Source organism: Citrobacter sp. RHBSTW-00859 (assembly GCF_013729795.1).
Classification (GTDB): Bacteria; Pseudomonadota; Gammaproteobacteria; order Enterobacterales; family Enterobacteriaceae; genus Citrobacter; species Citrobacter braakii.
In genome coordinates, this window is record NZ_CP056284.1 from 3,485,086 (window position 1) to 3,497,596 (window position 12,511).

Sequence of the window (12,511 nt, forward strand, 5' to 3'; positions counted from 1 at the left end):
TCCCCATCAGGCCTGAAAACCGCAAAACGCTGAATAACAATCTTCGGGGGTAGCGCTGCTACCCTTTTTTTTCTGGAGTAGATTTATGTCTATAGACTGGAACTGGGGTATTTTTTTACAACAAGCCCCGTTCGGCAACACCACCTATCTCGGCTGGCTCTGGAGTGGTTTCCAGGTCACTGTCGCGTTATCTATCACCGCCTGGGTTATCGCTTTCCTCATCGGCTCTTTATTCGGCATCTTACGTACCGTACCAAATCGTTTCCTTTCCGGGATCGGAACGCTGTACGTCGAGCTGTTTCGTAACGTTCCGCTCATTGTCCAGTTTTTTACCTGGTATCTGGTCATTCCTGAACTGCTGCCGGAAAACATCGGGATGTGGTTTAAGTCAGAACTGGATCCCAACATTCAGTTCTTCCTCTCATCCATGCTTTGTCTGGGGCTGTTTACCGCTGCGCGCGTCTGCGAACAGGTTCGTGCCGCTATTCAGTCTCTGCCTCGCGGGCAGAAAAATGCCGCGCTGGCGATGGGGCTGACGTTGCCGCAGGCCTACCGCTATGTTCTGCTGCCAAACGCTTACCGCGTGATTGTTCCGCCAATGACCTCGGAGATGATGAACCTGGTAAAGAACTCCGCGATCGCCTCCACTATCGGCCTGGTCGATATGGCTGCGCAAGCGGGAAAACTACTGGATTACTCCGCCCACGCATGGGAATCGTTTACGGCCATCACTCTGGCCTACGTACTGATTAACGCCATCATCATGCTGGTGATGAATCTCGTCGAACGCAAAATCCGCCTGCCTGGCAATTTGGGAGGCAAATAATGTACGAATTTGACTGGAGTTCTATCGTCCCTTCCCTGCCGTATCTGCTGGATGGGCTGATCATCACGCTGAAAATCACCGTCACGGCAGTCGTCATTGGTATCGTCTGGGGGACCATCCTTGCGGTAATGCGTCTGTCCAGCTTCGCGCCAATTGCCTGGTTTGCGAAGGGCTACGTCAACGTATTCCGCTCCATTCCGCTGGTGATGGTGCTGCTGTGGTTCTACCTGATTGTGCCCGGCTTCCTGCAAAACGTGCTGGGTCTGTCGCCAAAAACCGATATTCGCCTGATCTCAGCGATGGTCGCATTTTCGATGTTTGAAGCCGCGTACTATTCCGAGATTATCCGCGCCGGTATCCAGAGTATTTCTCGCGGGCAGTCCAGTGCCGCGCTGGCGCTGGGGATGACCCATTGGCAGTCGATGAAGCTCATCATTCTGCCGCAGGCATTTCGCGCGATGGTGCCGCTGCTGCTTACCCAGGGCATCGTACTCTTCCAGGATACCTCGCTGGTCTATGTATTGAGTCTGGCAGACTTCTTCCGTACCGCCTCCACCATTGGCGAGCGTGACGGCACGCAGGTTGAAATGATCCTGTTTGCTGGCGCCGTTTATTTTGTATTCAGTCTGAGCGCATCGTTGTTGGTCAGCTATTTGAAGAAAAGGACAGTTTAATGATTACCCTGAAAAATGTTTCTAAATGGTATGGTCACTTTCAGGTGCTGACCGACTGCTCCACGGAAGTGAAAAAAGGTGAAGTGGTGGTGGTCTGCGGCCCGTCAGGTTCAGGTAAATCAACGCTTATCAAAACGGTGAACGGGCTGGAGCCGGTACAACAGGGCGTCATCACCGTTGATGGTACCGTGGTGAATGATAAAAAGACCGATCTGGCCAAACTGCGCTCTCGCGTTGGCATGGTGTTCCAGCACTTTGAACTGTTCCCGCATCTGTCGATTATTGAGAACCTGACTCTGGCGCAGGTAAAAGTGCTTAAACGCGATAAAAAGCCGGCCCGCGACAAAGCGCAAAAGTTACTGGAACGCGTTGGTCTGTCAGCGCATGCCGAGAAGTTTCCAGCTCAGCTCTCCGGGGGCCAGCAACAGCGTGTCGCCATCGCCCGGGCGCTGTGCATGGATCCTATCGCTATGCTGTTTGACGAACCGACATCAGCACTCGACCCAGAAATGATCAACGAAGTACTGGACGTCATGGTTGAACTGGCCAATGAAGGGATGACCATGATGGTGGTTACCCACGAAATGGGCTTTGCGCGTAAAGTGGCGAACCGGGTGATCTTCATGGATGAAGGGAAGATTGTTGAAGACTCACCGAAAGAAGAGTTCTTCGCTAATCCAAAATCAGACCGTGCCAAAGACTTCCTCGCGAAAATCCTGCACTAATTTTGCTGGCGCGCACCTCCATGTGCGCGCCACCTCACGATTTATCTCTTCACTTCTCGAAACAGGCACAGCCCAGCGTTAACCTTGTCACAAAGTCCCACTTACAAGGAGCAACAATGGCACTTCCTATCCTGTTTGATTGCGATCCAGGTCATGACGACGCTATCGCAATTGTTCTCGCCCTCGCTTCACCTGAACTGGATGTGAAAGCGATAACCTCCTCTGCCGGTAACCAGACCCCCGACAAAACACTGCGTAACGTATTGCGTATGTTAACGTTGCTCAACCGCACGGATATCCCAGTGGCCGGTGGCGCAGTCAAACCGCTGATGCGCGACCTGATAATTGCCGATAACGTCCACGGTGAGAGCGGGCTTGATGGCCCGGCGCTGCCTGAACCCGCTTTTGCTCCACAGGACTGTACTGCCGTGGAATTGATGGCGAAAACCCTGCGTAACAGTCAGGAACCGGTGACGATTGTCTCCACCGGGCCGCAAACTAACGTGGCATTGCTACTGAATAGCCATCCTGAACTGCACCCCAAAATCGCCCGTATCGTGATCATGGGTGGTGCAATGGGCCTCGGAAACTGGACGCCCGCCGCCGAGTTCAACATCTTCGTGGATCCAGAAGCCGCTGAGATCGTGTTCCAGTCGGGCATTCCGGTGGTGATGGCTGGACTAGATGTCACGCATAAAGCGCAAATACATCGTGAAGATACCGAACGGTTCCGCGCTATCGGCAATCCCATTTCGACAATCGTTGCTGAACTACTCGACTTCTTCTTTGAATATCACAAAGATGAAAAATGGGGATTCATTGGCGCGCCGCTGCACGATCCATGCACCATTGCCTGGCTGCTGAAACCTGAACTGTTTACCACCGTTGAACGCTGGGTTGGTGTGGAAACTCAGGGCAAATACACCCAGGGAATGACCGTGGTTGACTACTACTTCCTGAGCGGCAATAAGCCAAACGCCACCGTGATGGTGGACGTGGATCGCCAGGGGTTTGTCGATTTGCTAGCGGAGCGTCTGAAATTTTACGCCTGAAATTTATCATTGAGTAAGATCGCTATGTTGAATCATAGCGATTTTACTGTTAGCTAATAGCGAACGTGAATACTGCGTTACTTCATTAATTTGTCAGGTAATACTGAATAAATCCCCCAGCAGATTAATGTATCATGCAACATCCGGCACAACAAATCAGAGGAACATTGAATGAATGCTTCAGATTATCTCAGGGTAAGATTTCAGAATGACAGGCAGTTATCCATATATATTGAGAATGGATTCACAAATACGATACAGGCCGCAAAAGGTATCGCCTCTGATATTTATTCAGGAATAGAAAGAGCTAGCTGGTATTCGAGCTGTTTAATCCCCAGATATAATGATGTATGTCAGGAATTGAAATCTGAAGAGATAAGGACTGTTTATTCCATCATGTCTATATTCAGATACCGTGATGTTATTACATATATGCTGTATTTATATTTCCTGACCGTGAGCAAAGATGTTAAAGAAGGTAACAAAGAAGGATCTGCCCAAAAGATGGTTCGCAACGCAGCAAACCTTGCTGCTCGTATAACAGTGGCAAGTGGTACGCGGTTTGCTGTAGCCTCAGCTATGGCGGAAGCTATTGCACAGTCAGAGTTTCTGTCAAAAGCCGTTGCGCAAAAACTGGCTGGTAAAATGCCAGTTGGCGTTTATCTTCTGCAGGTCTATGGGTTTCAGCAAAAAGCAGCTATGGCAGCCCGGGCACTGAAAGCAATAGATCCAAGTTATTATTGGATTCTTTACCAAGCAAAGCTGGAGATGCTCTATTACTTCGTTGAGCCAGCTCTTTCAGAAATAATTCAGAAAGTTCATGCTGGTATCTATTCTAACCTCGATCAGCTTGCCGACGAAATCATGGAAAGATTCGATGTTTAAGAGTCTAATATCAGTTGTACTCTATAACCTTGTACTCCCAGCAATCTTGATTTTTTTTGCCGTACTCTGGTTATATTTATTTCCTGAATACTGGTGGGAGCTAATGCTAATCAGTATTATTGTTATTTTTTGGTTTTATCCGTTCATTACAGAAAAATTCGAAAAATTTAAATAACCCAATATTATATATTTATTAAGCCAATCCATAAAAGGAATTTATAATGTCTAATCCAGCTTACCTTTGGTTAGTTGATACTAATGGTTCCCCGCTTGTAGGTTCGTCTCTGGTCTCTGATCGAGTAGGTGCTATAGAAATAAAATCCCTTACCCATAATGTAAATATTCCAACAGATGGTAATACAGGGCGGCTAACTGGTACGCGCATTCATGCTCCAATCCAATTTCAGAAAGAATTTGATCGTGTAACTCCCCTGCTATATAAGGCTCAAAGCGAAGGAGCGACACTTAAATGCGCAACGATAAAAATGTACACGCTCACCGAAGCTGGAATGGAAAAGGAGTATTTTAATATCATTCTAAACAATGTGAAAATCACATCCATTACCGCAGATCTTTATCCTGGAGCTTCAACCGGGACACATCTTGAAACCATTCTGCTACGCTATGAAAGCATCACATGGAAGCATTGCGATGGAAATATCATCTATACGGATGCCTGGAATCAACGCGTTGTGGCGTAACACATTCGCAATACCTCACAGAGCCGCGTTAGCGGCTCTCAGGTGAAAATCACGGCTCAAACGGTCGACGCTGGAACTGATCGTGTCCGCATTTCGGGCATAGCGGCAGCACATCAGGAGTGTACACCGCTAAATGGAAGTGGCACTTCTCGCACACCAGGTTGCCCAACCCGACCACCTCGCCGCTGTGATAAACCCCGTGATGGCTGAGGTCCTGGAACACTTCGCGCCATTCGAGCTGCGTTTTATCGGTAATATCGGCCAGTTCCTGCCAGATACTCTCTTTGATAACCCGCATAAAGACGCTGTCGGTCTCCTCATCGAGGCTTTCTTCATAGCTCAGAGCAAACTCTTCCAGGTCGCGTCTGACGGCCCGGGTGAGCTCTTCCACCTCGGTGCGCGTTAACTCCCCGGTCTGCATAACGCGCTGACGCGCCTGTTCCACCAACGCATCAATATCGCGTTCGCCATTACGCAGGCGTTCACTCAGTGAAGCCACCAGTTCACGGTAATATTGAGCAACCTTGTTCATCGCTTCGCCTCCTGGGTCGTTAACTGTCTATAATAATAGACGTTATTTACGCTACGCTTTGCAAGACTGTCCACAGAGTGTGTAAATTCGTGCAAGAATTATCCTTACGGGAATTCAACGTTGAATGCGCGAAAGGCTGTTTTGGCGCGGGCGTTTGGGCTATGCTATGCGGATCTAAAACACCACATCTAGAGCTACGTTTGTAGCTGTATTGAAAACAGGACCACTGGCTGCCATGCAAGAGCAATACCGCCCGGAAGAGATAGAATCCAAAGTACAGCTTCACTGGGATGAGAAGCGCACATTTGAAGTTACCGAAGACGAGAGCAAAGAGAAGTATTACTGCCTGTCTATGCTTCCCTATCCTTCTGGTCGACTACACATGGGCCACGTACGTAACTACACCATCGGTGACGTGATCGCTCGCTATCAGCGTATGCTGGGCAAAAACGTACTTCAGCCAATTGGCTGGGATGCGTTCGGCCTGCCTGCCGAAGGCGCTGCGGTTAAAAACAACACCGCCCCGGCACCGTGGACGTATGACAACATTGCATACATGAAAAACCAGCTCAAAATGCTGGGTTTCGGTTACGACTGGAGCCGTGAGCTGGCGACCTGCACCCCGGAATACTACCGCTGGGAACAGAAGTTCTTCACCGAGCTGTACAAAAAAGGGCTGGTGTACAAGAAAACGTCTGCCGTTAACTGGTGCCCGAACGACCAGACCGTACTGGCGAACGAACAGGTTATCGACGGCTGCTGCTGGCGTTGCGATACCAAAGTTGAGCGTAAAGAGATCCCGCAGTGGTTCATCAAAATCACCGCTTACGCTGACGAACTGCTGCGCGACCTGGATAATCTGGATCACTGGCCTGACACCGTGAAAACGATGCAGCGCAACTGGATTGGCCGCTCTGAAGGCGTGGAAATCACCTTCGATGTGAACGGTTACGACAACACGCTGACCGTCTACACCACACGCCCGGACACCTTTATGGGTGCGACCTACCTGGCCGTTGCTGCAGGTCATCCGCTGGCGCAGAAAGCCGCTGAAAATAACCCAGAACTGGCTGCCTTCATTGACGAATGCCGCAACACCAAGGTTGCTGAAGCCGAAATGGCGACCATGGAGAAGAAAGGCGTCGACACTGGTTTCAAAGCCGTTCACCCGCTGACTGGCGAAGAGATCCCGGTTTGGGCGGCAAACTTCGTGCTGATGGAATACGGTACAGGCGCAGTTATGGCCGTTCCGGGTCACGATCAGCGCGATTACGAATTTGCGACCAAATATGGCCTGACCATCAAGCCGGTAATTCTGACTGCTGAAGGCGCAGAGCCGGATCTGTCTGAACAAGCGCTGACCGAAAAAGGCGTGCTGTTTAACTCCGGTGAGTTTGACGGCCTCGACTTCGAAGCGGCCTTCAACGCTATTGCTGACAAGCTGGTAGCTAAAGGCGTGGGTGAGCGTAAAGTTAACTATCGTCTGCGTGACTGGGGTGTTTCCCGTCAGCGTTACTGGGGCGCGCCGATTCCGATGGTGACGCTGGAAGACGGTACCGTCCTGCCAACGCCAGAAGACCAACTGCCGGTTATTTTGCCGGAAGACGTAGTCATGGACGGCATTACCAGCCCAATCAAAGCCGATCCGGAGTGGGCGAAAACCACCGTTAACGGTATGCCTGCGCTGCGCGAAACTGACACCTTCGATACCTTTATGGAGTCGTCCTGGTACTACGCGCGCTACACCTGCCCGCAGTATCAGGAAGGTATGCTGGATTCCGACGCGGCGAACTACTGGCTGCCGGTTGATATCTACATTGGCGGTATTGAACACGCCATCATGCACCTGCTCTACTTCCGCTTCTTCCACAAACTGATGCGCGACGCAGGCATGGTCAACTCTGATGAACCAGCTAAACAGCTGCTGTGTCAGGGGATGGTTCTGGCCGATGCGTTCTACTACGTTGGCGCCAACGGCGAACGTAACTGGGTTTCTCCGGTTGATGCCATCGTTGAGCGTGACGAAAAAGGTCGTATCGTCAAGGCTAAGGACGCAGAAGGTCATGAACTGGTGTATACCGGCATGAGCAAGATGTCCAAGTCGAAAAATAACGGTATCGACCCGCAGGTCATGGTTGAACGCTACGGCGCCGACACCGTACGTCTGTTCATGATGTTCGCTTCTCCGGCTGATATGACGCTGGAATGGCAAGAATCCGGCGTTGAAGGGGCGAACCGCTTCCTGAAACGTGTCTGGAAACTGGTTTACGAACATACGTCCCAGGGAGATTTTGCTGCCCTGAACGTTAATGTGTTGAGCGAAGATCAAAAAGCGCTGCGTCGCGACGTGCATAAAACCATTGCTAAAGTCACCGATGATATCGGTCGTCGTCAGACCTTTAACACCGCGATTGCGGCGATTATGGAGCTGATGAACAAGCTGGCGAAAGCACCGCAGGCAGACGAGCAGGACAGAGCCCTGATGCAGGAAGCGTTGCTGGCTGTTGTACGCATGCTCAACCCGTTCACCCCACACGTTTGCTTCACCCTGTGGCAGGCGCTGAAAGGCGAAGGCGATATCGACAACGCGCCGTGGCCGGTGGCGGACGAAGCAGCAATGGTTGAAGACTCAACGCTGGTTGTGGTTCAGGTAAACGGCAAAGTACGTGGCAAAATCACCGTTCCGGTAAACGCCACTGAAGAGCAGGTTCGTGAACGTGCTGGCCAGGAGCATCTGGTGGCAAAATATCTTGATGGCGTTACCGTACGTAAAGTGATTTATGTACCGGGTAAACTCCTCAATCTGGTCGTTGGCTAAGCGCGGGAGGAAGCGTGCGACTTCTGACAACATTGTTGTTATCGCTGGCGGTGCTTGTCACCGCCGGGTGTGGTTGGCATCTGCGTAGTACTACGCAGGTTCCACCCTCAATGAAAACCATGATCCTGAACTCTGGCGATCCGAACGGCCCGTTAAGCCGCGCGGTGCGTAATCAGCTGCGTCTGAACGGCGTTACGCTGCTTGAAGACGGTACTATGCGTAAAGATGTGACGTCCTTACGTCTGGGTGCGGTCAGCCTTTCGCAGGATACGGCATCGGTATTCCAGAACGGTCAAACGGCTGAATACCAGATGGTGATGTCCGTAAGTGCTACTGTGCTGATTCCAGGTCATGATATTTACCCAATCAGCGCCAAAGTTTATCGTTCGTTCTTTGACAACCCACAGGCTGCACTGGCGAAAGATAACGAGCAGGACATGATCATCAAAGAGATGTATGACAAAGCGGCTGAACAGTTGATTCGTAAGCTGCCAAGCGTACATCTGGCCGATACTCAGTCATCCAATGCTGATGCTGAGCCTGCGGTGAATAAAACCGCAGCGCCTGCGTCATCTCCGGCGCGTGTCTCCACCACGCTGGGTAACTGATGCTCAAGTTGTACCCTGAACAACTCCGCGCACAGCTCAATGAAGGGCTGCGCGCGGCGTATTTACTCTTGGGCAACGATCCCCTCTTATTGCAGGAAAGCCAGGATGCCATCCGTCAGGCTGCCGCAACGCAAGGATTCGAAGAACACCACGCCTTCACTCTGGACAACAGCACCGACTGGGGAGAGATTTTTTCACTCTGCCAGGCGATGAGCCTGTTTGCCAGCCGTCAAACCCTGCTTCTGCAGTTGCCTGAAAATGGCCCTAATGCCGCCATTAATGAACAGCTCGCGTCACTCGTCACTCTGTTACATGACGATCTGCTGCTGATAGTTCGCGGCAACAAACTCACCAGGGCACAGGAAAACGCCGCATGGTATACGGGGCTTGCAAATAACGCGGTTCAGGTAAGCTGCCAGACGCCGGAACAAGCACAGCTTCCTCGCTGGGTTGCCGCCAGGGCGAAACTTAACAACCTGCAACTGGATGACGCAGCCAATCAGCTGTTGTGCTATTGCTATGAAGGTAATTTGTTAGCACTGGCGCAAGCGCTGGAACGATTAGCGTTGCTTTGGCCTGACGGCAAACTAACGCTGCCTCGCGTAGAGAAAGCGGTTAACGATGCCGCGCACTTTACCCCATTCCACTGGGTAGATGCGCTGCTAATGGGTAAAAGCAAACGCGCGCTGCACATTCTGCAGCAGCTACGCCTGGAAGGTAGCGAGCCGGTTATTTTGCTGCGTACGATCCAGCGTGAGTTGCTGTTGCTGGTTAACTTAAAACGGCAGTCGGCCCATACGCCTTTGCGCACGTTGTTTGATAAACACCGGGTGTGGCAAAATCGCCGGGGCATGATGGGAGATGCCTTAAACCGGCTGAACCCGGCGCAACTGCGTCAGGCTGTTACGCTTTTAACGCGTACGGAAATTACGCTTAAACAAGACTATGGTCAGTCAGTGTGGGCGGAACTTGAGGGGCTTTCCCTTTTGCTCTGTCATAAATCGCTGGCCGATGTTTTTATTGATGGTTGATATGAAATCATTACAGGCTTTGTTCGGTGGCACCTTTGATCCGGTGCATTACGGTCATCTTAAACCGGTTGAAATTCTGGCGAATCTGATTGGCCTTTCCCGGGTCATCATCATGCCCAATAACGTGCCGCCACATCGTGCGCAGCCCGAAGCGTCCGGTGAGCAACGTAAGCGTATGGTTGAACTGGCCATTGCTGATAAACCGCTATTTTCCCTGGATGAACGCGAACTGAAACGCGATACCGCCTCCTACACCGCGCAAACGCTAAAAGAGTGGCGCGAGGAGCAAGGCCCAAACGTGCCGTTAGCGTTTATCATTGGTCAGGATTCGCTGCTTACCTTCCCTTCCTGGCATGACTACCACACGATTCTGGGTAATACCCACCTCATCGTGTGCCGACGTCCGGGCTATCCACTCGAAATGGCGCAGGAAAAACACCAGCAATGGCTGGAGGATCATCTGACCCATTCAGCAGATGACCTGCACAACCTGCCTTGCGGGAAGATTTACCTGGCCGAAACGCCGTGGTTTAACATCTCCGCCACGCTCATCCGTGAGCGCCTGGAAAAGGGCGAGCCGTGCGACGACCTGATGCCAGACGCGGTGCTTGACTATATCAATCAACAGGGACTGTACCGCTAAGCGCCTTGCGTAAGGCCGTCAGCAGGTGGTTATTCTCTTCCTGGCTGCGAACGGCTACCCGATAATAGCGTGCATCCAGCCCCGGATAATTGGCGCAACTGCGAATCAAGACATGCTGTTTCAGCAACGCAAGTTGCAGATCAATATCCGCACGATCGCAGCGTAATAAACGATAATTTGCCCGGCCGGGATACGCCGTCAGGCCGGGCAGATCTTGCAGTTGTTGATCAAACCGCTCCCCCTCTTGTTCCAGCCATTTCCACGTCGCCCGCTGATACGCGCTATCGCGTAAGATAATCTCGCCTGCCAGGGCAGCAAACGCATTAATTGACCACGGCATTTGTTGGTTGCGCATCTTTGCAACGGCCTGTTCGTTACTGTTGACCAGATACCCCAGACGCAATCCCGGGATCGCATAGAACTTGGTGAGCGAACGTAGCACCCAAATATGCGGGTTCTCGTGCAGTAACGGGATAAACCCCGACTCCCCGGCAATAAAATCGATAAACGCTTCATCAAGGATCAGGGCGATCCCCAGCGACTCACAACGCGTGGCAATTTCACGCAGCAGGCGGGTTTCGGGCAACAACCCGGTGGGATTATTGGGCGTACAGAGAAACAGGCAGTCCAGCTCAGGCGTTAACGCATCGAGGATCGCATCGGTAAGCTGCCAACCATCGTCTTCGCACAGCGCAAACTCATGGATCGTACAGTCTCCCCATTGCAGCGCCCGACGATATTCCGCAAATCCGGGCGTCACGATCATCGCGTGGCGTGGCTTCAGGCCATGCACCAGGGTAAAAATGGATTCGGTTTCACCGTTCCCGGCCAGGATCCACGACGTCGGAATTTGATGATGCTCCGCCAGCGCGGCATGCAGTTGCGCGTAATCGATATCCGGGTAACGCTCCGTGCAGTCCAGATTGTCGATAATCGCCCGTTTTAAACTTACTGGCATACCCAGCGGGTTAATATTCGCGCTAAAATCCAGCAACTGCTCAGGCAAGATGCCCAACAATTCGGCGGCTTCTCGGGTGTTACCGCCATGTGCGCTCTTCAATAAAGACATCGTGCCGCTCCACGTAAAAAAGGGTATTTTAGTGAAAAATCACTGCGCAATCAGGGCAAACATCATATTTTGTGCGAATAGCCTCACGAGGAAAACATGAGACTCTGGTTAGTACGTCATGGCGAAACCGAAGCCAATGTCGCTGGTTTATATAGCGGCCACGCCCCCACACCGCTAACGGAACGGGGGATCGCTCAGGCGCAAACGCTGGGTACGCTGTTACGCAATGTCCCTGTCGACAACGTTCTGTGCAGCGAACTGGAACGCGCCCGCCATACAACGCAGTTGATTCTGGCAGAACGTGAAGTTCCTGTGCGCAACATGCCTGAGCTTAATGAGATGTTTTTTGGTGACTGGGAAATGCGTCACCATCGCGATCTGGCGCGCGAAGACGCCGAAAATTACGCCGTGTGGTGTAACGACTGGCAGAATGCGACGCCCACCAATGGCGAAGGTTTTCAGGCGTTTTCCCAGCGAGTGGAACGTTTCATTGCCCAGCTTGCTGATTATAAAGCGTGCCAAAATCTGCTGGTGGTGAGTCATCAAGGCGTGCTGAGCGTGTTGATCGCCCGTCTGCTGTCCATGCCCGCTGCGGCAATGTGGCATTTCCGCGTCGAACAAGGCTGCTGGAGCGCAATTGATTTTTGTGACGATTTTGCGGTTCTGAAAGTGCTTAACAGCCAGGCCGTATGGCGCGACGGGGAGTGAAAGCGCTGTTTTTTATGCCGAAGGGCCTCTCTCCCATTGACACCCCATGACAGGCTGTTATTCTCCGCAGCCTGACTTTTCCCGCCCTTCAGAGCTTTGCAGAAATTGTTTTACAAAAATGGCGATGCATTCTGTAGCGTGGGGTGGGATGATAGCGCACTTCACAAGCGCATTCGGAGACATTTGTCCCGATATCGCCTCTGGTTCAGGTATACTAACGGACGTTTTTAACTCTTTTC

Annotated in this window: 13 protein-coding genes; 11 read left to right on the plus strand and 2 right to left on the minus strand. The window is 51.7% G+C overall.

Going from position 1 to position 12,511, the window contains the following annotated elements; all coding sequences use genetic code 11:
- Positions 1 to 85 precede the first annotated feature (85 nt).
- The 6 genes from gltJ (at position 86) to HV302_RS17455 (ending at position 4,863) form a co-directional block, all read left to right on the plus strand.
- Positions 86 to 826, plus strand: a complete 741-nt coding sequence (gene gltJ, locus HV302_RS17430; protein WP_053388590.1) for a glutamate/aspartate ABC transporter permease GltJ — start codon at positions 86 to 88, stop codon at positions 824 to 826.
- Entirely contained in the window at positions 826 to 1,500 is a 675-nt protein-coding gene (gltK, locus tag HV302_RS17435; protein ID WP_003022757.1) for a glutamate/aspartate ABC transporter permease GltK, read from the plus strand. The genes gltJ and gltK overlap by 1 nt, the downstream gene beginning before the upstream one ends.
- Complete coding sequence (gltL, locus tag HV302_RS17440) at positions 1,500 to 2,225, plus strand: glutamate/aspartate ABC transporter ATP-binding protein GltL (protein ID WP_003022754.1); 726 nt, start codon at positions 1,500 to 1,502, stop codon at positions 2,223 to 2,225. Before gltK ends, gltL begins: the two co-directional genes overlap by 1 nt.
- Before the next feature lie 116 nt (positions 2,226 to 2,341).
- On the plus strand, positions 2,342 to 3,277 hold the full coding sequence (rihA, locus tag HV302_RS17445; protein ID WP_047501740.1) for a pyrimidine-specific ribonucleoside hydrolase RihA: 936 nt from the start codon (positions 2,342 to 2,344) through the stop codon (positions 3,275 to 3,277).
- A 171-nt stretch (positions 3,278 to 3,448) separates the two neighbouring features.
- Positions 3,449 to 4,162 carry a hypothetical protein gene (locus HV302_RS17450; protein ID WP_137352681.1) on the plus strand — a complete coding sequence of 238 codons (714 nt, stop codon included), beginning with the start codon at positions 3,449 to 3,451 and terminating at the stop codon, positions 4,160 to 4,162.
- A 221-nt stretch (positions 4,163 to 4,383) separates the two neighbouring features.
- Positions 4,384 to 4,863, plus strand: coding sequence for an Hcp family type VI secretion system effector (locus tag HV302_RS17455; protein WP_019076262.1), 480 nt, complete (start codon positions 4,384 to 4,386; stop codon positions 4,861 to 4,863).
- A 49-nt stretch (positions 4,864 to 4,912) separates the two neighbouring features.
- Here HV302_RS17455 and HV302_RS17460 read toward each other — a convergent pair whose 3' ends face one another.
- Positions 4,913 to 5,395, minus strand: coding sequence for a zinc ribbon-containing protein (locus HV302_RS17460; RefSeq protein WP_003022748.1), 483 nt, complete (start codon positions 5,393 to 5,395; stop codon positions 4,913 to 4,915).
- Between the two features lie 235 nt (positions 5,396 to 5,630).
- On the opposite strand from HV302_RS17460, the gene leuS reads away from it, so the two are divergent.
- The 4 genes from leuS to nadD are packed head-to-tail and all read left to right on the plus strand — an operon-like array spanning position 5,631 to position 10,495.
- Positions 5,631 to 8,213, plus strand: a complete 2,583-nt coding sequence (leuS, locus tag HV302_RS17465; RefSeq protein ID WP_181626351.1) for a leucine--tRNA ligase — start codon at positions 5,631 to 5,633, stop codon at positions 8,211 to 8,213.
- A gap of 14 nt (positions 8,214 to 8,227) precedes the next feature.
- Positions 8,228 to 8,821, plus strand: coding sequence for an LPS assembly lipoprotein LptE (lptE, locus tag HV302_RS17470; RefSeq protein WP_016152238.1), 594 nt, complete (start codon positions 8,228 to 8,230; stop codon positions 8,819 to 8,821).
- The gene (holA, locus tag HV302_RS17475) at positions 8,821 to 9,852 is read left to right on the plus strand and encodes a DNA polymerase III subunit delta (protein WP_019076260.1); all 1,032 of its coding nucleotides are present in this window, start codon (positions 8,821 to 8,823) and stop codon (positions 9,850 to 9,852) included. Before lptE ends, holA begins: the two co-directional genes overlap by 1 nt.
- Before the next feature lies 1 nt (position 9,853).
- Entirely contained in the window at positions 9,854 to 10,495 is a 642-nt protein-coding gene (gene nadD, locus HV302_RS17480) for a nicotinate-nucleotide adenylyltransferase (RefSeq protein WP_087121840.1), read from the plus strand.
- Here the strand turns inward: nadD and cobD are convergent.
- Positions 10,470 to 11,564, minus strand: coding sequence for a threonine-phosphate decarboxylase CobD (gene cobD, locus HV302_RS17485; protein ID WP_181626352.1), 1,095 nt, complete (start codon positions 11,562 to 11,564; stop codon positions 10,470 to 10,472). The two genes, nadD and cobD, sit on opposite strands and share 26 nt — an antisense overlap.
- Before the next feature lie 96 nt (positions 11,565 to 11,660).
- On the opposite strand from cobD, the gene HV302_RS17490 reads away from it, so the two are divergent.
- Positions 11,661 to 12,272: an adenosylcobalamin/alpha-ribazole phosphatase gene (locus HV302_RS17490; protein ID WP_181626353.1), complete on the plus strand. Its 612-nt coding sequence runs from the start codon at positions 11,661 to 11,663 to the stop codon at positions 12,270 to 12,272.
- Positions 12,273 to 12,511 lie beyond the last annotated feature (239 nt).